Source organism: Pseudomonas sp. RC3H12 (assembly GCF_018596375.1).
Classification (GTDB): Bacteria; Pseudomonadota; Gammaproteobacteria; order Pseudomonadales; family Pseudomonadaceae; genus Aquipseudomonas.
On sequence record NZ_CP075595.1, the window covers coordinates 1,436,809 to 1,461,068 of the forward strand.

At 61.8% G+C, this 24,260-nt stretch carries 25 protein-coding genes and 1 tRNA gene; 15 read left to right on the forward strand and 11 right to left on the reverse strand.

The genetic code is table 11. The features are described from left to right. Positions 1-185: 185 nt before the first annotated feature. Positions 186-377, forward strand: coding sequence for a hypothetical protein (locus tag KHO27_RS06740; RefSeq protein WP_031315428.1), 192 nt, complete (start codon positions 186-188; stop codon positions 375-377). A gap of 127 nt (positions 378-504) precedes the next feature. Here the strand turns inward: KHO27_RS06740 and KHO27_RS06745 are convergent, their stop codons facing one another. Then, positions 505-1,416 carry a LysR family transcriptional regulator gene (locus tag KHO27_RS06745; protein WP_110698287.1) on the reverse strand — a complete coding sequence of 304 codons (912 nt, stop codon included), beginning with the start codon at positions 1,414-1,416 and terminating at the stop codon, positions 505-507. Positions 1,417-1,517: 101 nt separating this feature from the next. Between KHO27_RS06745 and KHO27_RS06750 the strand changes: the two genes are divergently transcribed. Next, the gene (locus KHO27_RS06750; RefSeq protein ID WP_214501463.1) at positions 1,518-2,279 is read left to right on the forward strand and encodes a sulfite exporter TauE/SafE family protein; all 762 of its coding nucleotides are present in this window, start codon (positions 1,518-1,520) and stop codon (positions 2,277-2,279) included. A gap of 1 nt (position 2,280) precedes the next feature. On the opposite strand, the gene KHO27_RS06755 is transcribed toward KHO27_RS06750, so the two are convergent. From KHO27_RS06755 to lpxO, 5 genes are all read right to left on the reverse strand, one after another. Then, on the reverse strand, positions 2,281-3,699 hold the full coding sequence (locus KHO27_RS06755; RefSeq protein ID WP_214501464.1) for a GGDEF domain-containing protein: 1,419 nt from the start codon (positions 3,697-3,699) through the stop codon (positions 2,281-2,283). Between the two features lie 115 nt (positions 3,700-3,814). Further along, a complete protein-coding gene (locus KHO27_RS06760; protein WP_214501465.1) occupies positions 3,815-5,644 on the reverse strand; it encodes an SLC13 family permease in 1,830 nt (609 codons plus the stop codon). Between the two features lie 154 nt (positions 5,645-5,798). Beyond that, complete coding sequence (locus KHO27_RS06765) at positions 5,799-6,368, reverse strand: GNAT family N-acetyltransferase (RefSeq protein WP_110698279.1); 570 nt, start codon at positions 6,366-6,368, stop codon at positions 5,799-5,801. 78 nt (positions 6,369-6,446) lie between these two features. After that, entirely contained in the window at positions 6,447-6,791 is a 345-nt protein-coding gene (locus tag KHO27_RS06770) for a carboxymuconolactone decarboxylase family protein (RefSeq protein ID WP_046856072.1), read from the reverse strand. Between the two features lie 139 nt (positions 6,792-6,930). Continuing rightward, complete coding sequence (gene lpxO, locus KHO27_RS06775) at positions 6,931-7,830, reverse strand: lipid A hydroxylase LpxO (RefSeq protein WP_214501466.1); 900 nt, start codon at positions 7,828-7,830, stop codon at positions 6,931-6,933. A gap of 216 nt (positions 7,831-8,046) precedes the next feature. Here lpxO and thpR point away from each other — a divergent pair, with 216 nt between their 5' ends. Further along, entirely contained in the window at positions 8,047-8,592 is a 546-nt protein-coding gene (gene thpR, locus KHO27_RS06780; protein WP_198754840.1) for an RNA 2',3'-cyclic phosphodiesterase, read from the forward strand. Here thpR and KHO27_RS06785 read toward each other — a convergent pair. From KHO27_RS06785 to KHO27_RS06795, 3 genes are all read right to left on the reverse strand, one after another. Continuing rightward, entirely contained in the window at positions 8,556-9,983 is a 1,428-nt protein-coding gene (locus KHO27_RS06785; RefSeq protein ID WP_214501467.1) for an ABC-F family ATP-binding cassette domain-containing protein, read from the reverse strand. The two genes, thpR and KHO27_RS06785, sit on opposite strands and share 37 nt — an antisense overlap. A 124-nt stretch (positions 9,984-10,107) precedes the next feature. Then, on the reverse strand, positions 10,108-10,320 hold the full coding sequence (locus KHO27_RS06790; RefSeq protein ID WP_007956027.1) for a cold-shock protein: 213 nt from the start codon (positions 10,318-10,320) through the stop codon (positions 10,108-10,110). Positions 10,321-10,483: 163 nt separating this feature from the next. After that, positions 10,484-10,786 carry a hypothetical protein gene (locus KHO27_RS06795; protein WP_110698271.1) on the reverse strand — a complete coding sequence of 101 codons (303 nt, stop codon included), beginning with the start codon at positions 10,784-10,786 and terminating at the stop codon, positions 10,484-10,486. Positions 10,787-11,122: 336 nt separating this feature from the next. On the opposite strand from KHO27_RS06795, the gene thrS reads away from it, so the two are divergent. The 9 genes from thrS (at position 11,123) to KHO27_RS06840 (ending at position 18,599) form a co-directional block, all read left to right on the forward strand. Beyond that, positions 11,123-13,045, forward strand: a complete 1,923-nt coding sequence (thrS, locus tag KHO27_RS06800; protein ID WP_046856069.1) for a threonine--tRNA ligase — start codon at positions 11,123-11,125, stop codon at positions 13,043-13,045. After that, positions 13,045-13,596 (forward strand): translation initiation factor IF-3, encoded by a 552-nt coding sequence (gene infC / locus KHO27_RS06805; protein ID WP_172670897.1) that lies wholly within the window; start codon positions 13,045-13,047, stop codon positions 13,594-13,596. Before thrS ends, infC begins: the two co-directional genes overlap by 1 nt. Positions 13,597-13,659: 63 nt before the next feature. Next, positions 13,660-13,854, forward strand: a complete 195-nt coding sequence (gene rpmI / locus KHO27_RS06810) for a 50S ribosomal protein L35 (protein ID WP_003250667.1) — start codon at positions 13,660-13,662, stop codon at positions 13,852-13,854. Between the two features lie 27 nt (positions 13,855-13,881). Next, the gene (rplT, locus tag KHO27_RS06815; protein ID WP_003250671.1) at positions 13,882-14,238 is read left to right on the forward strand and encodes a 50S ribosomal protein L20; all 357 of its coding nucleotides are present in this window, start codon (positions 13,882-13,884) and stop codon (positions 14,236-14,238) included. A 111-nt stretch (positions 14,239-14,349) separates the two neighbouring features. Beyond that, positions 14,350-15,366, forward strand: a complete 1,017-nt coding sequence (gene pheS, locus KHO27_RS06820; RefSeq protein WP_214501468.1) for a phenylalanine--tRNA ligase subunit alpha — start codon at positions 14,350-14,352, stop codon at positions 15,364-15,366. 31 nt (positions 15,367-15,397) lie between these two features. Continuing rightward, positions 15,398-17,779, forward strand: coding sequence for a phenylalanine--tRNA ligase subunit beta (gene pheT / locus KHO27_RS06825; protein ID WP_111533098.1), 2,382 nt, complete (start codon positions 15,398-15,400; stop codon positions 17,777-17,779). Positions 17,780-17,783: 4 nt separating this feature from the next. Then, positions 17,784-18,086 (forward strand): integration host factor subunit alpha, encoded by a 303-nt coding sequence (gene ihfA / locus KHO27_RS06830; RefSeq protein WP_009394049.1) that lies wholly within the window; start codon positions 17,784-17,786, stop codon positions 18,084-18,086. Then, positions 18,067-18,423 (forward strand): MerR family transcriptional regulator, encoded by a 357-nt coding sequence (locus KHO27_RS06835; RefSeq protein ID WP_023629031.1) that lies wholly within the window; start codon positions 18,067-18,069, stop codon positions 18,421-18,423. Before ihfA ends, KHO27_RS06835 begins: the two co-directional genes overlap by 20 nt. 99 nt (positions 18,424-18,522) lie before the next feature. Next, a tRNA-Pro gene (locus KHO27_RS06840) sits at positions 18,523-18,599 on the forward strand. Between the two features lie 238 nt (positions 18,600-18,837). On the opposite strand, the gene KHO27_RS26315 is transcribed toward KHO27_RS06840, so the two are convergent. Both KHO27_RS26315 and KHO27_RS06845 read right to left on the reverse strand, forming a co-directional pair. Continuing rightward, positions 18,838-18,966, reverse strand: a complete 129-nt coding sequence (locus KHO27_RS26315; protein WP_023094431.1) for a hypothetical protein — start codon at positions 18,964-18,966, stop codon at positions 18,838-18,840. 245 nt (positions 18,967-19,211) lie between these two features. Further along, entirely contained in the window at positions 19,212-19,736 is a 525-nt protein-coding gene (locus KHO27_RS06845; RefSeq protein WP_214501469.1) for an SH3 domain-containing protein, read from the reverse strand. Positions 19,737-20,219: 483 nt separating this feature from the next. On the opposite strand from KHO27_RS06845, the gene KHO27_RS06850 reads away from it, so the two are divergent. From KHO27_RS06850 to qatC, 3 genes are all read left to right on the forward strand, one after another. Beyond that, the gene (locus KHO27_RS06850; protein ID WP_214501470.1) at positions 20,220-22,091 is read left to right on the forward strand and encodes a KAP family P-loop NTPase fold protein; all 1,872 of its coding nucleotides are present in this window, start codon (positions 20,220-20,222) and stop codon (positions 22,089-22,091) included. Positions 22,092-22,359: 268 nt separating this feature from the next. Then, positions 22,360-22,965 carry a Qat anti-phage system associated protein QatB gene (gene qatB, locus KHO27_RS06855; RefSeq protein WP_225933217.1) on the forward strand — a complete coding sequence of 202 codons (606 nt, stop codon included), beginning with the start codon at positions 22,360-22,362 and terminating at the stop codon, positions 22,963-22,965. Further along, positions 22,962-24,230, forward strand: coding sequence for a Qat anti-phage system QueC-like protein QatC (gene qatC, locus KHO27_RS06860; protein WP_214501472.1), 1,269 nt, complete (start codon positions 22,962-22,964; stop codon positions 24,228-24,230). Before qatB ends, qatC begins: the two co-directional genes overlap by 4 nt. The last annotated feature ends 30 nt before the right edge of the window (positions 24,231-24,260 follow it).

The following is a 24,260-nucleotide window of genomic DNA, read 5'->3' on the forward strand; positions in this document are numbered from 1 at the left end:
GGCCCGTCTGGCGCAATGGCGGGCCAGACCCTTTCCCCAGGCCTCCCCGGGCTTAGGCCGCAGTCGTCTAGACAAGCGGTAGCTGCAAGTCGTTCTCAAGTGCAAGTCGCTCGTGTAATCTCCCGCCCCCAATCAAAGGGCCCGGGCACACGGGCCATTCACTTGCCTTGGAGACAATACACACTATGGAATGCAAGAAAGGCACTGCAGCGATGCTGGAGTGGCGCGGTCGTTTTCTCGGCGAGGGCATCCTCCACGAAGAGGACTACGATCAGGCACTGCGCCGTGCCGAAGAGTTGGAGCGTTCCGGTGTGATCAGCGCAAGCGAATGGATCGAGTTGGTCAAGCTGGCCAACGTGGCCTTGCTGCGTTTGTAATTTTTCCTTCAAGCCTTGCGGAAACTGTCCACAAAAATCGTGGGTAGGTCTGTGGATAAAACGCTACAAGCCAGTATTGGCAAGCACTCTGTTAGATTGAGCAGAAATTGAGCAGCCCTGTTCAGGGCTATTCCCACAGGCGCGGACGGGCATCGCGCAGGGCCTGCAGCAGCTCGCGAGCCCGTGCCGGCAGGTCGCCGGCGGGGTACACGGCATGCATCTGCGGGTCGTGCCCGGTGCTGGATGTCAGGTGAAAATCGGGGCAGACCCGCACCAACCGTCCGGCTCGCACCTCCGGTTCCCCCAGCCAATCGGCCAGCCGCGCGATGCCGGCGCCCGCCAGGGTGGTTTGCAGCACTGCCACCCCTGAGCCCAGGCGCAGCCGCGGCCGTGGGCGCAGGCTGGAGATGCGCCCATCCTTGCTGAAATGCCAGGCCTTGAGGATGCGCGGCGCGGTGTGCAGGATCAGCGCATGCCGTTCCAGGTCTTCCAGCCCTTGGGGCGTGCCGGCCTGGGCCAGGTACTCAGGACTGGCGTACAGGTGGCGGCGGTAACGCCATAGCGGGTAGCCGATCAGTTCGCTGGATTGCGGGAAGGCTCCGCGGATCACGAAGTCCAGCTTGCCTTGCAGCGGATCCAGAGCCTGATCGCTGTACTGCACGTCGAGGGTGACATGAGGGTGGCGACGAGAGAACTCGGCCAGCACTCCCGGCAATATCTGCTGGGCCAGTACCTCGGGCGCGGCCAGGCGGATCCAGCCCTTGGCGTTGCCGGTCAGCGCGGCCAACTCGTCGGCGGCATCTCGTTGCACATCCAGCAAGCGTTCGGCGTGAGGCAGCAGACGCTCGCCGGCCTCGGTCAATGACACGGCGCTGGCGCTGCGGTTGAACAGCTTGGCGCCGCTGTTGTCCTCCAGCGCCTGCACCGCACGAGTTACTGCGCTGGGCGAGCGGCCCAGGGCACGGGCGGCGCTGACAAAGCTGCGCTTGTGCGCAACGCTGACGAACGCTTGTATTTCACGCAGCATGTCTAGGGCCATGGCGGGACTCCTCGTTGCAGTTTTTGCAATATGGCATTTCAACACAAGCGCGGCGCTTTGATTAGTCTGGCAGCCTGTTTTGTCCCGCCTGGACCTTCAAGATGATGGATATTGCCCTGCTTTCGCTGTTTGCCTTCGCCGCTGGCCTGATCGACGCTGCCGTCGGTGGCGGCGGGCTGATCCAGATCCCCGCGCTGTTCAACGTGCTGCCCAACGCCCAGCCGGCGGCACTGCTGGGCAGCAACAAGCTGGCCTCGGTGTGCGGTACCACGTTCGCGGCGCGTTCGTTCATCCGCAAGGTCAAGCTGGACTGGGGGTTGATCGTGCCAGCGGCGCTGAGCGCCTTCGTGATGTCGTTCCTCGGCGCGGCCACCGTATCCCTGGTGCCGGCGAGCGTGATGCGGCCGATGGTGCTGGTGCTGATCGTGCTGATGGCCATCTACACCTTCTGCAAGAAGGATTTCGGCACCCTGCACAAACCCATGGCCATCGGCCGCAAGGAACAGTGCCTGGCGGTGCTGATCGGTGGCGCCATCGGCTTCTATGACGGGCTGTTCGGGCCGGGCACCGGCAGTTTCCTGATCTTCCTGTTCATCCGTTTCTTCGCCCTGGATTTCCTGCATGCCTCGGCCTCGGCGAAGCTGGTCAACATCGCCACCAACCTGGCCGCGCTGGTGTTCTTCATCCCGTCGGGCAATGTGCTGTGGGCCATTGCGCTGCCGATGGCGTTGTTCAATGTCCTTGGCGCGCTGACCGGCACCTGGCTGGCGGTGCGCAAGGGCGCGGGGTTCGTGCGGGGGGTGTTCCTGGTGCTGCTGTGCGTGCTGATCGCCAAGCTGAGCTGGGACCTGCTGGCCGGTTGACTCATACCACCTGGCGCTGCCCGTCGGCCTGTTCTACGCGGTTGCGGCCCTGGGCCTTGGCCCGGTAGAGCGCCTGGTCGGCGCTGGCCAGCAGCTCGTCGAGGCTGGGTGCCGGGGTGTCGGCAGCGCAGCCGCTCACACCGATGCTCACGGTGATCCGCAGCGGCTGCCCGGGCTGCGCGATGTGCTGGTCCTGCACCGCCCGGCGCAGGCGCTCTGCGGTGAACCTGGCCAACTCCGGCGCCAGCCCCGGCACGACGATGACGAACTCCTCGCCGCCCAGGCGGGCGAACAGCTCACCGTCGTGCAACTGGTCTTGCAGGGTCGTGGCGAACTGGCGCAGCACCTGGTCGCCGACAGCGTGGCCATGCTGGTCGTTGATGGTCTTGAAGTGATCGATGTCGAGCATCATCAAGGTCAGCGGCGCTTGCTGGCGGTTGTCGAGCAGGGCGTGGGCGCGGCGGATGAAGGCGCTGCGGCTGAGGGCGCCGGTCAGGTGGTCGATGGTCGCCTGGTGCGCCAGGCGCGCCATCAGGCTGCGGTTGGCGCTGCTGACGCAGGCCAGCACCAGCGGGCCGAGCACCAGCATGGCGATGCCCAGGCGCGCCGACATCAAGGTAGTGACCCCCGACTCGCTCTGCGGGATGTTGAAGTGCATGAGGTTCTGCGCCACGGCGACGATCAACGTGCTGCCCGCGGTAAGGGCCAGCAGCGAGACGAGGAAGGGCGAATAGCTGAGCGCGCACCACAGCAGCGCGGCAATCGGGAAGGCGATGGCGCCGGGCCCGCCGAAGACGATACTGACGCTCAGCGAGGCCAGCAGCACCAGCAACGGCGCCAGGCGCACCGTTTGCCCGGTACTGCCGGGGCGGGTCAGGGCCCTGGGCGATGGCGCGGTGAGCAGCACTGGAAGGACCAGCACGCTGGTGGAGAACTGTTCGCTGAACCAAGCCAGCCAGGTGGCGCGCAGCGATTGCTCGAACCACGGCGCGGCCATCACGCAAGCCAGGCTTGCGGCGACCATCGCGCCGACGGCGCAGGCGCCGAACAGGTACAAGGTGCCATGCGGGGTGCGCAGGCGACGATGCACGCGTGGCAGGCGGGCCATCAGGTACCAGATGGTGGCGATGGCGCCGAGGTTGCACAGATTGAACCACAGGGCCGGGCGCCAGGCGCTGCCGCAGGCCAGGTCGGCAGCGACCATGGCCAGGTAGATCAGGACGAAGCCAGCGGGGGTGGCCTGGCGCGGGTTGCGCAGCAGCACGCCGGCGAGCACCGCGTTCACAGGCCAGAACAGCGACAGTGATTCGATCGGGCGGGCGAGGATGCCGCCCAGGGTCAGCGCCAGGGTCAAGCCGAACAGGATCAGCGGGGGCAGCAGGCGCGACGGGACTGGAGACACCATGAGCTCGACCGGCAAGCGAAGACAGAATCCAGGAAAACGGCTGTAGGCACCTGGGACGATGTCGTGTCAGTGTCTTTCAACTGGTCAATTGATGTCAATTCGCCGCGATCGGCCCGGATCGTGCCGACGACTACAGCCCGAACACCCACGGCACCATCAGCACGGTCACCAGCATCACCAGCAGGGTGAACGGCACGCCAACCTTGACGAAGTCGGCGAAGCGGTACTGGCCGGGCCCCAGCACCAGGGTGTTGACCGGCGACGACACCGGCGTCATGAACGCCGCCGACGCCGCCAGGGCCACGGTCATGGCGAACGGGTAGGGCGACATGCCCAGCTGCTGCGCGGTGCTCACCGCCACCGGGGCCATCAGCACCGCGGTGGCCGTATTGGAGATGAACAGCCCGATCAGCGCCGTCACCGCGAACAGGCAGGCGAGGATCACGCTGGGCCCGGCGCCGCCGAGCGCACCGACCAGCGCACCGACGGCCAGGTCGATGCCACCGGTCTTCTGCAGGGCCAGGGCAAAGGGCAGCATGCCGACGATCAGCACCAGGCTCTGCCAGTGGATGGCGCGGTAGGCGCTGTTCATGTCGATGCAGCGCCCGGCGCCCATCAGCAGGCAGCCGATCAGCGCCGCGATGACGTTGGGCACCAGGCCGCTGACCATCAGCCCGACCATTACCCCTAGGCTGATCAGCGCATAGGGCGCCCGGGCGCGCGCCGGCGCGACCTGGTCGATTTCCGCCGGCAGGCTCAGCACCAGGAAGTCGCGCGGCTTGCCCTGCAACTGGCGCACTGCCTTCCACGGGCCGACCACCAGCAGGGTGTCGCCCAGGCGCAGCTTTTCTTCCACCAGTTGCCCTTCGATGGCTTGCTGGTCACGGCGCAGGCCGACCACGTTGAGGTCGTAGCGGGTACGGAAGGTCAGTTCGAGGATGCTCTTGCCGATCAGTTGCGAGCCGGGCGGCAGCGAGACCTCCGCCATGCCCAGCTCCTGGGATTGGTCGATGAAGTAGGCGGCCTTGAAGTGCAGGGGCTCGAGCAGCATGGTCTGGCACAGGCTGCGCAGGTCGTCGCGGTTGGCGAACAGGTCCAGCAACAGCACGTCGCCCTGCTGCAGCAAGGTGCCGGAGTCGGCGCTGATCACGCGGGTGGTGAACTTGTGCTGGCGCTCGATGCCGACCACGTTGGCGCCGTGGCGGGTGCGCAGCTCCAGCTCGCCGAGAGTGTGGCCGATCAGCGGCGAATGCGGGCGGATGCGCAGGCGTCGTTCGCGACCGTTGAGCTTGTAGTCCAGCACCAGGTCGAGCAGGGTGCGGCGGCTTTCGACCCGGCCGTCCTTGCGCACCTCGCCGTTGAGCCAGTGGCGGGTCAGCAGCATGTAGCCGATCCCGAGCACCAGCACCACCAGGCCGAAAGGGGTGAAGCTGAAAAAGCCGAAGCCGCTCTCGCCGTGGCGCACCAGCTCGCTGTGCACCACCACGTTCGGCGGTGTCGCCACCAGGCTCAGCATGCCACTGATCAGGCCGGCGAAGCTCAGCGGCATCATCAGCCGGCTGGGCGAAAGCTGCTGGCGCGCGGCAATGCTCAGCACCACCGGGATGAAGATCGCCACCACGCCGGTGGAACTCATCACCGAACCCAGGCCGGCCACGGCCACCATCAGCAGCACCAGCAGGCGCGCCTCGCTGTTGCCTGCGCGCTCGCTCATCCACTCGCCGATGCGGTAGGCGATGCCGGTGCGCACCAGCCCTTCGCCGATCACGAACAGGGCTGCGATCAGCACCACGTTGGGGTCGCTGAAGCCGGCCATGGCCTGCTCCACGGTGAGGATGCCCGACAGCGGCAGGGCGACGATCACCAGCAGGGCGACCACGTCCATGCGCGGGCGGTTGAGGATGAACAGGGTGACGACGACGGCCAGCAGGCCAAGGACCCAGAGCAGCTCATGGTTCATGGGGAGGGGGTGTTCCTTCACACAGGCACGAAAGGCAATGGTCCTAGTGTGGCAGCTTGACGCGACCGCGTCGTTGACGTGCTGCAGTGTTTTGCCGGGTGATGACGCGGCCAGGGGTTGGGGCGGGCCGCTCGGCGACCCGTTGGAGCAGCCGCTAGCGACCGCGTCGCCGCGACACCCGCGCCTCGATGTTCTTGCGCCCGATCAACAGCGGCGGTTTCTCCACAACCGGCTCGTCGGCCAGCCACTTGTACATCACCAGGCAGTCGACCAGGCCGAGTTCAGCATGGCGGTAGGCCTTGGACAGGCGGCCGACGGTCTCGAAGCCGAGCTTGTGCCACAGCGCCACGGCCACTTCGTTGGTCGCCACCACCGAATTGAACTGCAGGGCCAGGAAGCCTTCCTGGCGGGCGAGCTTCTGCGAATGCTCGCACATCAGCCTGGCCACGCCACGGCCACGGGCGTTTTCGCACACCATGTAGCCGCAGTTGCCCACGTGCGCTCCGGGCCCGGCGGCATTGGCCTTGAGGAAGTAGGAACCGAGCAGTTCGCCGTCTGCCTCGGCCACCAGGGTGCGCAACGGGTTCTCCAGCCACAGCGTACGGGCCTGGTCGATATTCAGGGCGGGGTCGAAGGCGTAGGTCTGGCGAGCCTGGACAATGGCGTGGAAGGTCGGCCAGAAGCGCTCGAAGTCTTCCGGGGTCATGGGGCGAATCTGGATCATGGCGGCTCCTGCACGGGCTGAGCCGCCAAGTCTGGGTGTCAGGGCGTCGTCGCGCAAGGGCGGCGACGCCTTGGTGTGTCAGGCGCCGGCCTTGCCCACCGCGTCCAGGGCCCGGGCCGAGTAGACCAGTGCCGCACCGGCGTTCATCGCCACCGCCACGCCCAGGGCCTCGGCGATCTCCTCGCGGGTGGCGCCATGCTTGACCGCCTGCTGCGAATGCACGGCGATGCAGCCGTCGCAGCGGGTGGTGACGGCCACGGCCAGGGAGATCAGCTCGCGGGTCTTGGCGTCCAGGTGGTTGGTCTTGGCCCCGGCGCCACTGGCGGTCATGTAGCCGGCCACGGTATCGGGGGAGAGTTGCTTGAGATCGCCGATGCCGGCCATCAACTGCTTACGGTAGGCGTCCCAGTCCATCATGCTCATCGTCTTCACCTTGTCAGGTTGGCAACAGGAGCTTTCAGGCTAGTCGAAGACGGGATGTGCAGCGGGGAAAACACTCGCGGGGCAAGCCCGCTCCCACTGTTGGCAGGAGCGGGTTTGCCCCGCGAGGTTGACCACCGGATCAGATGTAGATGAACACCAGCACCAGCGCCGCGACCACTGCCCACTTCTCCAGGTAGTAGCGGGTGCGGTTGCGCTTTTTCATGGCCTTGCCGCGTTCACGGATCTTGTAGATGCGCGTGAACAGACGGTTGATGCCGCCGGTCTTGTCATTGGCATCGTTAGGCGCGGCAGCGGCGGCCATCACGTTACGGCTGAACCAGCGGTTGAACGCAGCCGCCCAGCGGTACTTCAGTGGACGCTCGACGTCGCAGAACAGGATGATGCGATTGTGCTCGGTGGTGTTGGCGGCGTAGTGGATGTAGGTTTCGTCGAACACCACGCCCTCACCGTCGCGCCAGGAGTACTTCTCGCCGTCCACGTCGATGTAGCAGCCATCGTCGTTGGGCGTGTCCAGGCCCAGGTGGTAGCGGTAGGAGCCGGCGTACGGGTCACGGTGGCGTACCAGCTTGGCGCCCGGTGGCAGGGTGGCGAACATCGCCGCCTTGACTGTGCCGATGCCGGCCAGCAGTTCGGTGGTACGCGGGCACAGGGTCATCGCCGAGGGGTGGCTCTCGCCGTACCACTTCAGGTAGAAGCGCTTCCAGCCGGTCTTGAAGAACGAGTTGAAGCCGACATCGTCATAGTTGTCGGACTTCTTGATCTCGCCGGCCTGCAGCAGTTGCTGGCCTTCCTTGCGGATCTCCTGCCAGTGGTCCTGCAGCACCTGCAGCTCAGGGAAGGCGCTGACCGGCAGGTAAGGCTTGGCCGGGTGCTTGGAGAACAGGTACAGGAAGGCGTTGACCGGGGCCAGGAAGCTGGAGTGGTCACCCAGCTGGCGGGTCAGCTTGTGACGAACCCGACCGCGCAGGTGAACATAGGCGATCGAGAGGACGAAGATCAGTACGAGTGCAATTTTCATGGACGTTTACTTGTCGAAAAATTGGCCATGCGCCATGGCGTAAGCCCGCCAGCATAAACAATCGTGGCCAGGGTTTGTACTTATTGTTACGACAAAACGGCCCGACTTAGGTGGCATGGCCTACAGCTTGCGCAAACGATTCATCCGCATGAGTGGGTATTTCTGACGACCCGGCGTTTACAATCCGGTGGCCGTCCATCCAGCAAGGAACTCCCGATGATTCAGGACGCACGCCCCAATGGGGCCCCCTTCAAGCGGCTGTTCTTCGCCCTGTCGCTGGGCGACGAACAGCGCCGTGGCATCAGCCAGTGGCGGCGTGCTCTGGGCCTGCGCAGCGGCAAGCCGGTGCCGAGCGAGAACTTCCATGTCACCTTGCTGTTCCTGGGCGATGTCGATGCCGCCCAGGTGCCGGCGGTGTGCGCTGCGGTGGATACGCTGCGGCTTCCTGAGGCCAACCTGCGCCTGGTCCTCGACCAGTTGCAGGTGTGGCCGCGGGCTTCGGCGTTGGTGCTTGCGCCCGAGCAGGCGCCGCTGGCCCTGCGCCAGCTGGTGTACGGCTTGCAGCAGGCGCTGCTGCCCCTGGGTATCGAGCCGCAGGTGCGCGATTACCGGCCGCACTTGACCCTGTCCCGGGACTTTCCTGGCCCCCTGCCGGAGGCGGCCGAGGCGCCGGCGTTCCACCTCATCGCCCGCCACTTCACCTTGTACGAGTCACGCAAGGGCCGCTACTGGCCCTTGGCCGAGTGGTCCCTGGCGCAGTGAAAGTGACGGTCGATGCCCAGGCCGTCGAGGAAGTCCTGGTCGTGGGAAATCACCAGCAGCGCGTTGGGGTAGTCCACCAGCACTTCCAGCAGGTGGGTGCGCATGCGCAGGTCGAGGTTGTTGGTCGGCTCGTCGAGGATCAGTAGCTGCGGCGGCCGGGCGGCGATGCAGGCCAGGGACAGGCGCGCCTTCTCGCCGCCGGACAGCCCCGCCACCGGAGTCTGCACCGCATCGGCCTGGCGGAACAGGAAGTCCGCCAGGTGCGCGCGTAACTGTTCCAGCGGCCAATCCGGCACTAGTCGCGCCAGGGCTTCCTGCACATTGGCATCGGCGGGCAGGGTGTCGTAGTGCTGGTCGATGTAGCCGATCTGCTCGGGCGCCGGCAGCAGCCAGTCGCCACGGCGCCAGACCCGCGGGTCGCCGAGGATCGCCCGCGCCAGGGTGGACTTGCCGCTGCCGTTGTTGCCGGTCAGGGCCAGGCGTTCGCCGCCGTCCAGCTGCAGGTCGATGCCGCTGAGCACCGGCGCGTCGGCGTAGCCGACGCTGCCGCCACGCACCTGGATCAGCACCCGCGACGACTGGCCCGTCGCCGGCAGGTGGAAGCGTGGCACGATCACCGGCTCCGGGCGCAGCTCGGCCAACTGCTCGCCGAGCTCGCGCTGCTGCTGCAGGATCTGCGCCTGCTTGCGCCCGGCGGTGGTGTTGCCGCGGCCCAGCTTGGTTGGCGAGCGCACGGTCGCCCACTTGCTGTTCTGGATCGCCTTGACCCCGCGCTTGCGGGCGCCGGCGGCGCGGGTCTGTTCCTGCATCAGCGAGTCGTGGGCGTCGTCGCGGGCGCGGCGCACCTCGGCGATGCGCTTGTCGAGCACGCCGCGCTGCAGGTCGCGCTCGGCCATGTAGTCGGCATGGCTGCCGTTGAACACATCCAGGCGCCCGTGGTGCACGTGCCAGAGCGTGTCACAGGCCTGGTTCATCAGCGCCACGTCGTGGGTCACCAGCACCAGGGTGCCGTGGAAATGCTCGAGCATGCGCGACAGCGAGCGGCGGTTGGCGGCGTCCAGGTGATTGGTCGGCTCGTCCAGCAGCAGCAAGTCGGGGCCCAGGGCCAGGGCTTGGCTCAATGCCTGGTTGACACGCTGGCCGCCACTGAGCGACGACTCGCCGTCCAGTACCTGGGCCACATGGCCGACACGCAAACCACCGTGGCGCTCGATGTGCCCCTCGCTGGGCGCCAGGCTGCCCTGCAGCAGGCGCAGCAGTGACGACTTGCCGCTGCCGTTGTCGCCGATGATGGCGATGCGTTGCCCCCATTCGATGCGCGCGTCGAGTTCGCTGAAGAGGTGTTTGCGGCCATGGTGCAAGCCCACGCCGTGTAGTTCGATCATTGCCATGGGATGGTGGCCCTCCTGGCCACTGTCGCGCTTGATCGGCAGCGCACATGGGCACAGCCTGCCTTGGCAAGCGCCCAATAAAAAACCCGCCACGAGGGCGGGTTTTTTTGCAGCTATCCGAAAATTACTCCGGACGAACCTGCGCAGCCTGCATGCCCTTCTGGCCTTTTTCGGCTACGAAGGAAACAGTTTGGCCTTCTTTCAGGCTTTTGAAACCGTCGGTTTCGATGGCCTTGAAGTGTACGAACAGGTCGTCGCCGCCGCCTTGAGGAGTGATGAAGCCGAAGCCTTTTTCATCGTTGAACCACTTGACGGTGCCGGTTTGGCGATTGGACATGGGGTGAATCTCCAGAAACATGATTTTTTATCGGGGTGCAGTGTCGCCTAAGCTTCAGTGGCACCGACGACACTATAGTCTAATTCTTCGCATCTAGCGCCTATTACCTTCGCAGGATGTTGATCCAAGGCAAAAGATGCGACGGAACGCCGGAAAATCCGGCCTATTTTGGCTTGCAGCTGGCCTCGACCACCCGCTGAGCCTTCTGCATCAGCTTGGCGTCTACGCCGTCCTTGCTGTCGAGGTCCTCGATCTCCTTGTCGTTGAAATTCTTCTTGATGGCTTGGGCACCACACTCGCAGTGCTTCTTGGCTGTCGCCGCATCCACGCCTTGGCCGCTCGCCACTTGTTGGCACTGCGCCATATAGGACGCTTCCTTGCCGGCTGGGAAATTGCCTGCGTTGGCAGCCAGGGGCAGCAGCAGGGCGCTCGCGGCGCAGGCAGCCAGAAGGGACTGAAGTCGCATAACCGGACACTCCTTGGTTAATGGTCTCATCAAGAGTAGGTTGCTTCAGAAAGTCTGATAGGAAATTTTCCGCAAGAGTTCACCGCCACGGCGTAAATTCCAAATATTTCTGCCGGCCGCTCTAGCCCCGTGCTAGCATGCCTCCCTTGCGCCACGCCCTGTGCGGGCGCATTTCTTTTTATACCTTCCAGTCACTCTGGTTCGTCCCTGGCAGGCCGAAAGGTCTCTGCCACTGTGAGGCAGGCTTTCCCGCGGGAAAGGCAGGGCGGATCTTGTACTGGCTCATCCCAACCCACGTGACCTTTGGTAGGGGTCACCACTAGGAGAGGAGGCGCCATGCCCGTTATTACTCTTCCCGATGGCAGTCAACGCACGTTCGACCAGCCGGTATCCGTAGCCGAAGTCGCCGCCTCGATCGGCGCAGGCCTGGCCAAGGCCACCCTGGCCGGCAAGGTCGACGGCAAGCTCGTCGATGCCTGCGACAAGATCGACCACGACGCCACCCTGCAGATCATCACCCCTAAAGATGAAGAGGGACTGGAGATCATCCGTCACTCGTGCGCCCACCTGATCGGCCACGCGGTGAAGCAGCTGTACCCGACCGCCCGCATGGTGATCGGCCCGGTGATCGACGAAGGCTTCTATTACGACATCGCCTACGAGCGTCCCTTCACCCCGGACGACCTCGCCGCCATCGAAAAGCGCATGCAGCAGCTGATCGACACGGACTACGACGTCGTCAAGAAGATGACCCCGCGCGCCGAAGTCATCGACGTGTTCACCCAGCGTGGCGAAGACTACAAGCTGCGCCTGGTCGAGGACATGCCGGATGAACAGGCCATGGGCCTGTACTACCACGAAGAATACGTCGACATGTGCCGTGGCCCGCACGTGCCGAACACCCGCTTCCTGAAAGCGTTCAAGCTGACCAAGCTCAGCGGCGCCTACTGGCGCGGCGATGCCAAGAACGAGCAGCTGCAACGCGTGTACGGCACCGCCTGGGCCGACAAGAAGCAGTTGGCCGCCTATATCCAGCGCATCGAAGAAGCCGAAAAACGCGACCACCGCAAGATCGGCAAGCAGCTCGACCTGTTCCACCTGCAGGAAGAAGCCCCGGGCATGGTGTTCTGGCACGCCAACGGCTGGACCGTGTACCAGGTGCTCGAGCAGTACATGCGCCAGGTCCAGCGTGAAAACGGCTACCAGGAAATCAAGACCCCGCAGGTTGTCGACCGTATCCTCTGGGAGCGTTCCGGCCACTGGTCCAACTACGCCGAGAACATGTTCACCACTTCGTCGGAAAACCGCGACTACGCGGTAAAACCGATGAACTGCCCGTGCCACGTGCAGGTGTTCAACCAGGGTCTGAAGTCCTACCGCGACCTGCCGCTGCGCCTGGCCGAGTTCGGCGCCTGCCACCGCAACGAGCCGTCCGGCGCGCTGCACGGCATCATGCGCGTGCGTGGCTTCGTGCAGGACGACGCGCACATCTTCTGCACCGAAGAACAGGTGAAGAAGGAAGCCGCCGACTTCATCAAACTGACCCTGGACGTGTACAAGGACTTCGGTTTCACCGACGTCGCCATGAAGCTGTCGACCCGTCCGGCCAAGCGCGTGGGCTCCGAAGAGCTGTGGGACCGTGCCGAAGGCGCACTGGCCGACGCCCTGAACGAGTCGGGCCTGGAGTGGGAATACCAGCCGGGCGAGGGCGCCTTCTACGGTCCGAAAATCGAGTTCACCCTGCGCGACTGCCTCGGCCGTAACTGGCAGTGCGGCACCCTGCAGTACGACCCGAACCTGCCCGAGCGCCTGGACGCCAGCTACATCGCCGAAGACAACAGCCGCGTGCGCCCGGTGATGCTGCACCGCGCCATCCTCGGTTCGTTCGAGCGCTTCATCGGCATGCTCATCGAGCACTACGCCGGCGTGTTCCCGGCCTGGCTCGCCCCGACCCAAGCCGTGATCATGAACATCACCGACAAACAGGCCGATTTCGCCCTCGAGGTGGAAAAAGCCCTGAACGGTAGCGGATTCCGTGCCAAGTCGGACTTGAGAAATGAGAAGATCGGCTTTAAAATCCGCGAGCATACGTTGCTGCGGGTCCCTTATCTTTTGGTTATAGGGGATCGCGAAGTCGAAACGCAAACCGTCGCTGTGCGCACCCGCGAAGGCGCAGACCTGGGCTCGATGCCCGTCGCGCAGTTCGCTGAGCTGCTGTCGCAAGCGGTTTCCCGGCGTGGTCGCCAAGAATCGGAGTAATGACTATTAAGCGTGAAATGAGAAACGATAAACGAACTGCACCGAAAGCCCCGATCAACGAGAATATCTCGGCACGCGAGGTTCGGTTAATTGGTGCTGACGGCGAGCAGATTGGCATCGTCTCGATTGATGAAGCGCTGCGTATCGCTGATGAAGCGAAGCTGGATCTGGTGGAAATCTCTGCAGACGCGGTACCGCCCGTCTGCAAGGTGATGGACTACGGCAAGCACCTCTTCGAGAAGAAGAAGCAGGCCAACGAAGCCAAGAAGAACCAGAAGCAGATCCAGATCAAAGAAATCAAGTTTCGTCCAGGGACGGAAGAAGGGGATTACCAGGTAAAACTACGCAACCTGGTACGTTTCCTTAGCGATGGGGACAAGGCCAAGATCTCTCTGAGATTCCGCGGCCGTGAGATGGCCCACCAGGAGCTGGGCATGGAGCTGTTGAAGCGGGTCGAAGCTGACCTCGTGGAATACGGCACCGTTGAGCAGCATCCGAAGATGGAAGGACGCCAGCTTATGATGGTCATCGCCCCCAAAAAGAAGAAGTAATCTCCCGGGCACGGCAGGCCTGATGATTATTGTGTAATTTTTATTCGAATGCGGAGTTCCAACATGCCAAAAATGAAAACCAAGAGCGGTGCTGCGAAGCGCTTCCTGAAGACGGCTTCCGGCTTCAAGCACAAGCACGCTTTCAAGAGCCACATCCTGACCAAAATGTCGACCAAGCGTAAGCGTCAACTGCGCGGTGCCAGCTTGCTGCACCCGTCTGACGTGGCAAAAGTCGAGCGCATGCTGCGCGTTCGTTAATTCTGGTTAAGATAGAGGAAGTTACTCATGGCTCGTGTTAAGCGCGGCGTTATCGCTCGTAAGCGTCACAAAAAAATTCTGAAACTGGCTAAAGGCTACTACGGTGCACGCTCGCGCGTATTCCGCGTTGCCAAGCAAGCGGTCATCAAGGCAGGCCAATACGCCTACCGCGACCGTCGCCAGAAGAAGCGTCAGTTCCGCGCACTGTGGATCGCTCGTATCAACGCCGGTGCCCGCACCAACGGTCTGTCGTACAGCCGTCTGATTGCTGGCCTGAAAAAAGCGTCGATCGAAATCGACCGTAAGGTTCTGGCTGATCTGGCAGTGAACGAAAAAGCGGCGTTTGCTGCGATTGTCGAGAAGGCTAAAGCCGTACTGGCTTAAGTACCCACGACAATCATCCGGCGGCGCCTGCGCCGTCGGGTGTAAAACGTCATCGGATAGGGGAAGAGCCTTCAAAAGCTCTTCCCCTATTTTCGTATCTGGAGTCTGTACATGGAAAACCTGGACGCGCTGGTCGCCCAAGCCCTCGAGGCCGTGGAACGCGCTGAAGACATCACTACCCTGGAACAGATCCGGGTCCAATATCTCGGCAAGAAAGGCGAGCTGACCCAGGTGATGAAGACCCTGGGCAACCTGCCAGCCGAAGAGCGCCCCAAGGTCGGCGCGCTGATCAACGACGCCAAGGAACGCGTCACCGACGTGCTCAACGCACGCAAGGCCGCCTTTGAAGAGGCCGAGCTCAACGCTCGCCTGGCCGCCGAATGTATCGACGTGACCCTGCCAGGCCGTGGCCAGACCACCGGCGGGCTGCACCCGATCACCCGTACCCTCGAGCGCATCGAGCAGTTCTTCACCCACATCGGCTACGGCATCGCCGAAGGCCCTGAGGTCGAAGACGACTACCACAACTTCGAAGCGCTCAACATCCCCGGCCACCACCCGGCCCGGGCGATGCACGACACCTTCTACTTCAACGCCAACATGCTGCTGCGCACCCACACCTCGCCGGTCCAGGTGCGTACCATGGAAAGCACCCAGCCGCCGATCCGCATCGTCTGCCCAGGCCGTGTGTACCGTTGCGACTCGGATATCACCCACTCGCCGATGTTCCACCAGGTCGAAGGCCTGCTGGTCGATCGCGGCATCAACTTCGCCGACCTCAAGGGCACCATCGAAGAGTTCCTGCGGGTGTTCTTCGAGAAAGAACTGGCCGTGCGCTTCCGCCCGTCGTTCTTCCCCTTCACCGAGCCGAGCGCCGAAGTCGACATCCAGTGCGTGATGTGTTCCGGCAACGGCTGCCGCGTGTGCAAGCAGACCGGCTGGCTGGAAGTGATGGGCTGCGGCATGGTCCACCCGAACGTGCTGCGCATGTCCGGCATCGACCCGGAAGAGTTCCAGGGCTTCGCCTTCGGCATGGGCGCCGAGCGCCTGGCCATGCTGCGCTATGGCGTCAACGATTTGCGTCTGTTCTTCGACAACGACCTGCGGTTCTTGGCTCAATTCCGCTAGGCCCAATCGACGCAACTTTCAGGAGAACAGCATGAAATTCAGTGAACAGTGGCTGCGCGGTTGGGTAAACCCGCAAGTCTCCCGTGACGAACTGGTCGCCCGCCTGTCCATGGCCGGTCTCGAAGTCGACAGCGTGACCCCCGCTGCCGGCCAGTTCAGCGGCATCGTGGTGGGCGAGATCCTCACCACCGAACAACACCCGGACGCCGACAAGCTGCGCGTGTGCCAGGTAAGCAACGGCGCAGAGACCTTCCAGGTGGTCTGCGGCGCCCCGAATGCCCGCCCAGGCATCAAGATCCCGTTCGCCATGATCGGTGCCGAACTGCCGGGCGACTTCAAGATCAAGAAGGCCAAGCTGCGCGGCGTCGAATCCTTCGGCATGCTCTGCTCGGCTTCCGAGCTGCAGATCAGCGACGAGAACGACGGCCTGCTGGAACTGGCCGCCGACGCCCCGGTTGGCCAGGACATCCGTCAGTACCTGAACCTGGACGACGCCAGCATCGAGATCGGCCTGACCCCGAACCGCGGCGACTGCCTGTCCATCGCTGGCCTTGCCCGTGACGTCAGCGCCCTGTACGACGTGCCGGTCACCCGCCCGGTGGTGCCAGCCGTACCGGCTGCCCACGACGAAGTGCGCCCGGTCGAAGTCAGCGCCCCGGCCGCCTGCCCGCGCTACCTGGGCCGCGTGATCCGCAACGTCGACCTGAGCAAGCCGACCCCGCTGTGGATGGTCGAGCGCCTGCGCCGCAGCGACGTGCGCAGCATCGACGCCGCCGTCGACATCACCAACTACGTGATGCTCGAGCTCGGCCAGCCGATGCACGCCTTCGACCTCGCCGAAATCAACGGCGGTATCCGCGTGCGCATGGCCGAGGAGGGTGAGAAGCTCGTCCTGCTGGACGGCCAGGAAGTTGCCCTGCGCGCCGACACCCTGGTGATCGCCGACCACACCCGCGCCCTGGCCATTGCCGGCGTGATGGGTGGCGAGCACAGCGGCGTCAACACCGAGAAGACCCGCGATCTGTTCCTCGAGAGCGCCTTCTTCGAGCCGATCTCCGTCGCCGGCAAGGCCCGTTCCTACGGCCTGCACACCGACGCCTCGCACCGCTATGAGCGCGGCGTGGATTCGCAACTGGCCCGTGAAGCCATGGAGCGCGCCACCGCCCTGGTGCTGGAGATCGTCGGCGGCGAAGCCGGCCCCGTAGTCGAAGCCGTGAGCGAGCAGCACCTGCCGAACATCGCGCCGATCACCCTGCGCGACGAACGCATCACCCAGATGCTCGGCATGCAAATGCAAGCCGCCCAGGTCGAGCAACTGCTCAACGCTTTGGAGCTGAACACCAGCGCTAATGGGGCAGGGGAGTGGACCGTTACGGTCCCAAGCCACCGCTTCGACGTCAGCCTGGAAGTCGACCTGATCGAAGAGCTGGCCCGCCTGTACGGCTACAACAACCTGCCGGTCCGCTACCCGCAGGCCCGCCTGGCCCCGCAAGCCCGCCCGGAAACCCGTGGCGAGCTGCCGAACCTGCGCCGTCTGCTGGTTGCCCGCGGCTACCAGGAAGCCATCACCTACAGCTTCATCGACCCGAAACTGTTCGAGCTGTTCACCCCAGGCGTCGAGCCGCTTCTGCTGGCCAACCCGATCTCCAACGACATGGCCGCCATGCGCGCCTCGTTGTGGCCGGGCCTGGTCAAGGCCATGCAGCACAACCTCAACCGCCAGCAAGACCGCGTGCGCCTGTTCGAAAGCGGCCTGCGCTTCGTCGGCCAGCTCGGTGACCTCAAGCAGCAACCGATGATCGCCGGCGTCGTCACCGGCAGCCGCCTGCCGGAAGGCTGGGCCAACGGCCGCGACAGCATCGACTTCTTCGACGTCAAAGCCGATGTGGAAGCCCTGCTGGGTTACTCCGGTGCCCTGAGCGACTTCACCTTCGCTGCCGGCAAACACCCGGCCCTGCACCCCGGCCAGACCGCCCGCATCGAGCGCGACGGCAAGGAAGTCGGCTACCTCGGCGCGATCCACCCCGAGCTGGCCAAGACTCTCGGCCTCGACCGCCCGGTGTTCGTCTTCGAGCTGGTGCTCGGCGATGTAGTCGAAGGCCGCCTGCCGAAGTTCAGCGAACTGTCCAAGTTCCCGGAAACCCGTCGTGACCTGGCTTTGATCGCAGGACGTGATGTAGCTTCTAGCTCGGTGCTTGAAGTAATTCGTGACAATGCGGGCGAATGGCTCACAGACCTCAGGCTGTTTGACGTCTACCAGGGTAAAGGCATTGATCCTGATAGAAAAAGCCTGGCCGTCGGCTTGACCTGGCAACATCCATCGCGCACTCTTAACGACGATGAGGTGAATGAAACCCTGCAAACCATCCTCACCTCGCTTGAACAAAGGTTGAACACCACGTTAAGGAAATAACGGCATGGGTGCTCTGACGAAAGCTGAGATGGCCGAAAGGCTGTACGAGGAGCTGGGGCTTAACAAGCGTGAGGCCAAGGAGCTGGTCGAGCTGTTTTTCGAAGAAATTCGGCACGCGCTTGAAGACAACGAGCAGGTCAAGTTGTCCGGTTTCGGCAACTTCGACCTTCGCGACAAACGCCAGCGGCCGGGCCGCAACCCTAAAACAGGGGAAGAGATCCCGATCACCGCGCGCCGCGTCGTCACCTTTCGTCCAGGGCAGAAGCTGAAAGCCCGGGTAGAGGCCTATGCTGGAACCAAGCCATAACGACGAGCTGCCCCCCATCCCGGGCAAACGCTACTTCACCATCGGTGAAGTCAGCGAGCTCTGTGCGGTAAAACCGCACGTGCTGCGCTACTGGGAGCAGGAATTCACGCAGCTCAACCCGGTGAAGCGCCGTGGCAACCGGCGGTATTATCAGCGCCAGGACGTGCTGATGATCCGCCAGATCCGCGCTTTGCTGTATGACCAGGGCTTTACCATTGGCGGGGCGCGGTTACGGCTCTCCAGTGATGAGGTCAAGGATGAGTCCAGCCAGTACAAGCAGCTGATTCGGCAGATGATTGCGGAGTTGGAGGATGTATTGGTGGTTCTGAAGAAGTGACCTGGTTGGCGACGAGTGGAAATTTTTGAAAAAAAGCTTCCATTATTCAAAAGGTTAGGTTAAATTCTTCAACGTTCTCAGCGGTATCGAGAATGATGTCGGGGCGTAGCGCAGCCCGGTAGCGCACTTGCATGGGGTGCAAGGGGTCGAGTGTTCGAATCACTCCGTCCCGACCAAAATACTCCAAAGAATCCAGTCACTTAGCGGTGACTGGATTTTTTTATGCCTACACATTTTGCTGCTGATAGAAATTTCGCCTCACTTTCTGCCCACCGAGATGTTGATTAGATTTCGCGGGCTGCTTAGTACATCGAAATCCGAGATTAAGGTTCGACCCAAAGCTGCCAGTGAGCGATCACAGGGAGCTCTTGACATCCTAGAAAAAAGCAGCTCTCAAGAGCTGCTTTTTCTTCCCTATTCGCCCTTTTTGTGCTTATGGGGTTTCAGGTCCGGGTGCTCCTTCTGCTTTTCAGGAGTGACTCGCTGCCTTTTGTCCGGAGTGCCATCTTCGTTGGTGCGTTTAGGACCTGGCTTGATGCTCATGCAAAATTTCCTTTTCTGCTTGGGTTGTTGAGTACTGCTATGTTGTTAGTCCAATCTCTTGCAGCAGTCAACGCAGGCCGGCTCATTAGCGCTTGGCAGCCTAATGGTTGTATCCCGAATTCAGCACTAGAGGCCTGAGTATGAGCTTACGGCCAAAGGCTTGCACCAACGCAGTGCGATCCGAGGACCGACTTTCCACCGACGGCATTGGCAGGTTTACAGAACTCAGCCACTAGCGAGAAAAGCTAAACGCCGTACCGTTTGTTTCCCCCAGATGTGATGCAGTAGCGACCGCCTCTTGGCCCTATGCAGATACGACCCGAAGAGCAGGGGCACGATGAACCATATTCTGACGTTGTGTTGCGAGCTGGTTGTGAAGTGGGTCGCTCTCTTTTGGGCTGTAAGCTAATAAAGCAATTTACGCCGCTGCAGAGATTTTTATAGGAAATCCACCGCTGCGGCTGTCCATCAAGGCTGATGCGGGCCCACTCATTCTGCTGCTCATAGACCTGCACCTTCTCGCCGCGGTTGAGTTGGGAAATCACTTTTCCGCCTGGCTGAGCGCGCAGGTTCAGCTTGTCCGCGTTGACGAAGTGCTCTGTTGTAGATTCTAGTGTTGTCTGTGGCGCCAGTGATGAGGCCGTTGTCAAGGACCTCACAGGTGCCTGACTAAGAGGCGCCTCTATTCTAGGCGAGTCCTTTTTTCCGACTGCCCAGATCACTACAAAGAATATAAGCAGTAACAGCCAAGATTGACCTTTTTTGCGCATATCCCTTGCACCTCGAATAGAGAACTGTCCCAGTGACGTAACCTTATGAAACGCCTCACCTTTTGGCCATCAAGGCAGGCTGTACAGCGAAAAGTTCCGGTAGGTATGTATGCCTAAGCTTTTCAGCTTAGCCGAGTAGCGTAGTTAGCACGGAGGATTGCAACCAGGCTGTGCGTCCGCTTGGGGTCGTAAGCGGACGGTCGTAAACTGCGGGCTACACGTGTCCCCCGCACCGCTGCAGCGGCAAGTACACCAGGTAGAAAATGAGCCAGCACGCATAGATGCTGGAATGCGGGTAATAGGCGCGCGCGACCTGTCCTGACTAACCTCAACGTAACGAGATATTTCCTCATCTCATTGCTCCGTTAGGTGGTGGCCATTGGCCAAGTGCAAAGGCTACTATGGTGCATGGTTGCCATTGCTTCACGCTGACAACTTTCACTCGGAAAGCTTTCACGTTGAAGGCGTCCAGGGAGGGTTTCCATGTGGGTAGATAACGAGACGGAAACAGACTTCCTAAACTTTTCTGGGGTCGCTGACACGGTCGCCGAGATCGTCTACCAAGCTGATGGCCGCCCGATTTCCATCGGTGTGTCTGGTGCGTGGGGCGCGGGTAAGTCGTCCATGATCAAGTTGATCCAGGCGTCCCTCAAAGCTCCGCCCCAAGTCGAGGAGAAGCCTGCGAAGGACTTTGTATTCGTCGAATTCAACGCTTGGCTGTACCAAGGCTACGATGACGCCCGCGCCGCCCTGATGGACGTGATCGCCACGCGTCTGGAAGCCGAGGCCAAGAAGCGCGCGAAAGGTCTAGATAAAGCTTCTGAGCTGCTTTCACGGGTGAATTGGCTCCGGGTTGCGAAGCTCGCCGGCAGCACGGCCTTGTCCTTTGCTACGGGAGTACCCGCGCCGGGCCTGCTAGGCGAGATCATCGGCCTTGTTGACCGAGTTCGATCTGGGCAGGTCGATCAGGATGCCATCGAGGCATTGCACGACACTGCCGATAAAGCCAAGGATGAGGCCGGCAAGCTATGGAGTAGCGCACCTGCCAAAAAGTCACCGCCGAAGGAAATCCAAGCACTCAGGGATAACTTCGAGACCATCCTGGAAGAGCTGGGGGTCACCCTGGTCGTGTTGATCGACGACCTGGATCGCTGCCTGCCCGAGACCACTATCTCAACGCTGGAAGCGATTCGACTCTTCCTGTTCCTACGCAATACAGCGTTCGTTATCGCTGCGGACAACGAGATGATCAAGCACGCGGTGCGCAAGCACTTTAGCGGCGTGCCCGATGATGTCTTGGTGACCAGCTATTTCGACAAACTGATTCAGGTGCCGATTCGTGTTCCTCCCCTGGGTACCCAGGAAGTCAGGGCGTACATGATGATGCTGTTCCTGGAGAACAGTAAGCTGCCCAAAGAGGTCGTCGAAGAAATTCGGGTTCAGGTGCGCGGACAGCTTCGGACAACCTGGCAGGGCAACCGGGTGGATCGCGCGTTCATGCAGAGCTTGTATAGCGACTACCCCACAGACCTGATCGGCAAGTTCGACACCGCTGAGCGCCTGGCTGCAGTCATGACGTCTGCCTCAGGTATCCAGGGAAACCCTCGACTAATCAAGCGCTTCCTGAACGCCCTGTCTATCCGCATGAGCATCTCTCGTGCCCAAGGGGTGGGTGTCGATGAAGCGGTGCTGGTCAAGCTGATGCTTTTCGAGCGTAGCGGTAACCCAAAGGCCTACGAAGAACTGATGAAGGCGGTGGCATCCCACAAGGACGGCAAGCCCGTGCTGCTTGGCGAGTGGGAAGCTGATATGAAGTTGGGCAAAGCCCTAGCGCTCCAGCAGCCCTGGGATCTTCCTTTCGTCAAAGAGTGGCTCGCCCTGCCTCCAGCGTTGGCAGACAAAGATCTGCGGGGGGCAATCTACGTCAGTCGTGAGCATGCTCCGATCATCACAGACGAAGACCGACTGTCTTCGGAAGCTGCCGAGCTGCTTACCGCACTGCTCGCTACCCCTGACATGGCTGAGCAGCTCAAGGATAGGTTGGCACTCATAGCGCCTGTCGATATCAACGTGGTGATGGATCGTTTGTTAGACAAAGCAGGTGCTGAGCAAGAGTGGGGAGTACCTGACATCCTGGAGGCCTTGCTCGTAGTCGGACGACTTGATGCTCAGCAGGGGCTTCGATTGGCTGCGTTTCTGAAAGCTCGTCCGCCGGCACAAATCCAGGTGGGCATTGTGCCGAAGCTTACAGACGAGGTTTGGGCGAAGTCAGTGTACGAATTTTGGAAGACGGCTGAAGTCAGTCCGCCGGTGAAGGCTGCAATAAGGAAGTTTGATGGGAACCTCACAAAATAACGATCCGCCTGGCAAGGGCCTACTGTACGTACCACCTTGGACTCCTCCGCTGCCTCCTGTACCGCCAAAGCCGCCCGAGCCACCGGATGCAGATCCACAAGATGACAGGCCATACGAGCCAGACAAGGACGAGTCCGAGGATGGTAGTGACCAAGCCGATGACCCAAGACAGGTACCCCAGGCACCTTCACCCTTAGCACCTCCTGCACGATTCAAGGGGGCGCGGCGGGGGCTCGGTGACTTCGCAAGCAGCGGTAATCGCAATAGCTTGCGCAAGAGCCTGCGGGAATATGTGCGCCATGGATATGGTGGATCAAAAACCACCACGGCTCGCTTTGGAGGCACCGCGTCGATCGCCGGGGTCTTCGGCAGTGCGCTTGAGTCGGTCGCTGATGGCAGCCAGCAAGCCGGCCCCGGTGTACTTGACCGAGTCCTTCTGCAAGGTCGCTCTGCCTCCGAAGTGATGGATGCACTGGTTGAAGCCGTGCGCCCAGTAGACGGTACTCAGGATGCGGAGGCTGAGCGTGCCTCGATCCGTGGCTCGCTATCCGATGTTCTTGTGCGTTACCCAGACGCTGACCTACTCAACCTGTCAGCCGAGCAGCGGACGTTTGCGATTGAGCGTTTCACAGCGATGGACGTCTTCCATCGGTACGAGCTCGATATGTGCAAGACGATCCAGGAAAAAGCGCCTTCAGCATCCGTCGCAATGCGTCGATTGAAGGAGATCAAGGACTACATCAAAGAATGCGTGAGCGCGTCGTTCCGCAAGATCGCAAACGCCAGAACGCCCTTGACTACTGGGAGGATTTCTCAGGTTGTTACCCAGGCGCTGCAGGACACCTTTGAAGTCTTTGAGGGGTACGTAGAATGAGGTTTGTGTGCGGTCCAGCTGGATTCACGGTGCCGGGTATGGATGGCGCCATGCAAGTGGTGATCTACGGTAAAGCGGAGGATGGGCAGGTCAGCGTTGGTGGCTATGCTCGGGAACTGCTGGATAGGGCCCATTTGGAAATCAGCCCTCAAGCCTGGGACTTTCTGAGTATCGCGCTTTCAGTGGTGGCTGCTGATTTCACTGATCTGAGAGCAAAAAGTGCTGATGCCTGGACTCGCCAGATCAGCCTTGAAATTGCTGTGCTGGATTCGGTGTTTTGGAATGCGCAGGCTCGTGCCTTGGAGGCGGCGTTGCGGTTCCTCACAACGGATCAGTGGACACTGGCTTTTCACCCTGGTGGTTTTGGGCCGCCGGCACAGATGCAGGTACTGCATCCTGTTGAAGATTCGGTGGTGCTGCTCTCTGGTGGTCTAGACAGCTTGATTGGCGCAATTGACCTGGTCGAACAGGGGGTGAAACCCTACGCAGTGAGCCAGATTGTTCGAGGCGATGGTGAGAAGCAGGATCTGTTCGCACAGAGTCTTAGTTTGAACCGGATCGGTCTCAACCACGTGGCCAGGTCGCCCGGGCAGCAAGAGCCGTCCCAGCGCGCGCGCTCGATCGTATTTTTGGCATTTGGCCTAGCCGTAGCGACTTCGCTCGATCGCTACCATCGTGGCGAGACCGTGCCGCTGTATATCTGCGAGAACGGGTTTATCGCCATCAATCCACCGCTGACCATATCCCGGGTCGGTAGCCTGAGCACTCGCACTGCGCATCCCGAATACTTGGGGCGGCTCCAACAGATATTTGATGCTGCTGGCATCAACGTTCAGATTCGCAATCCCTATGCTTTGCTCACGAAAGGCGAAATGATGGTGGGCTGCAAAAATCAGGATTTGCTCAAGCAGCATGCCGTGGCATCCACCAGTTGTGGGCGCTTCCAGCGGTTCGGCTATAAACATTGTGGTCGCTGCGTTCCGTGCCAAGTGAGGCGAGCATCGTTCAAGCGTTGGTCAGAGCTCGATGACGATACTTGGTACGTCTACGACAACCTCAACCAAGATGACCTGCAGCACGGGAGATTCGAGGACGTGCGCTCGGTGGGTATGGCGTTGGCAAACGTGGCTCAAAATGGCTTCGAGGAATGGCTTGGCCACAGTCTCTTTTCTCCCTTTATCCATGATCGCCAGGGGTACAGTCAGATGCTCGCGCGAGGGCTGGATGAGCTTGGCGTTTTGCACCGTGATTATCGGCTGATCTAGCCGAGTGACACGTGCCTCTAGGTACCGGCA

Bases quoted from the DNA above. Each gene is read 5' to 3' on its own strand.
- KHO27_RS06740 (WP_031315428.1), top strand. From the start codon at position 186: ATGGAATGCAAGAAAGGCACTGCAGCGATGCTGGAGTGGCGCGGTCGT.
- KHO27_RS06745 (WP_110698287.1), bottom strand. From the start codon at position 1,416: ATGGCCCTAGACATGCTGCGTGAAATACAAGCGTTCGTCAGCGTTGCG.
- KHO27_RS06750 (WP_214501463.1), top strand. From the start codon at position 1,518: ATGATGGATATTGCCCTGCTTTCGCTGTTTGCCTTCGCCGCTGGCCTG.
- KHO27_RS06760 (WP_214501465.1), bottom strand. From the start codon at position 5,644: ATGAACCATGAGCTGCTCTGGGTCCTTGGCCTGCTGGCCGTCGTCGTC.
- KHO27_RS06765 (WP_110698279.1), bottom strand. From the start codon at position 6,368: ATGATCCAGATTCGCCCCATGACCCCGGAAGACTTCGAGCGCTTCTGG.
- KHO27_RS06770 (WP_046856072.1), bottom strand. From the start codon at position 6,791: ATGAGCATGATGGACTGGGACGCCTACCGTAAGCAGTTGATGGCCGGC.
- lpxO (WP_214501466.1), bottom strand. From the start codon at position 7,830: ATGAAAATTGCACTCGTACTGATCTTCGTCCTCTCGATCGCCTATGTT.
- thpR (WP_198754840.1), top strand. From the start codon at position 8,047: ATGATTCAGGACGCACGCCCCAATGGGGCCCCCTTCAAGCGGCTGTTC.
- KHO27_RS06785 (WP_214501467.1), bottom strand. From the start codon at position 9,983: ATGGCAATGATCGAACTACACGGCGTGGGCTTGCACCATGGCCGCAAA.
- KHO27_RS06790 (WP_007956027.1), bottom strand. From the start codon at position 10,320: ATGTCCAATCGCCAAACCGGCACCGTCAAGTGGTTCAACGATGAAAAA.
- KHO27_RS06795 (WP_110698271.1), bottom strand. From the start codon at position 10,786: ATGCGACTTCAGTCCCTTCTGGCTGCCTGCGCCGCGAGCGCCCTGCTG.
- thrS (WP_046856069.1), top strand. From the start codon at position 11,123: ATGCCCGTTATTACTCTTCCCGATGGCAGTCAACGCACGTTCGACCAG.
- infC (WP_172670897.1), top strand. From the start codon at position 13,045: ATGACTATTAAGCGTGAAATGAGAAACGATAAACGAACTGCACCGAAA.
- rpmI (WP_003250667.1), top strand. From the start codon at position 13,660: ATGCCAAAAATGAAAACCAAGAGCGGTGCTGCGAAGCGCTTCCTGAAG.
- rplT (WP_003250671.1), top strand. From the start codon at position 13,882: ATGGCTCGTGTTAAGCGCGGCGTTATCGCTCGTAAGCGTCACAAAAAA.
- pheS (WP_214501468.1), top strand. From the start codon at position 14,350: ATGGAAAACCTGGACGCGCTGGTCGCCCAAGCCCTCGAGGCCGTGGAA.
- pheT (WP_111533098.1), top strand. From the start codon at position 15,398: ATGAAATTCAGTGAACAGTGGCTGCGCGGTTGGGTAAACCCGCAAGTC.
- ihfA (WP_009394049.1), top strand. From the start codon at position 17,784: ATGGGTGCTCTGACGAAAGCTGAGATGGCCGAAAGGCTGTACGAGGAG.
- KHO27_RS06835 (WP_023629031.1), top strand. From the start codon at position 18,067: ATGCTGGAACCAAGCCATAACGACGAGCTGCCCCCCATCCCGGGCAAA.
- KHO27_RS26315 (WP_023094431.1), bottom strand. From the start codon at position 18,966: ATGAGCATCAAGCCAGGTCCTAAACGCACCAACGAAGATGGCACTCCG.
- KHO27_RS06845 (WP_214501469.1), bottom strand. From the start codon at position 19,736: ATGCGCAAAAAAGGTCAATCTTGGCTGTTACTGCTTATATTCTTTGTA.
- KHO27_RS06850 (WP_214501470.1), top strand. From the start codon at position 20,220: ATGTGGGTAGATAACGAGACGGAAACAGACTTCCTAAACTTTTCTGGG.
- qatC (WP_214501472.1), top strand. From the start codon at position 22,962: ATGAGGTTTGTGTGCGGTCCAGCTGGATTCACGGTGCCGGGTATGGAT.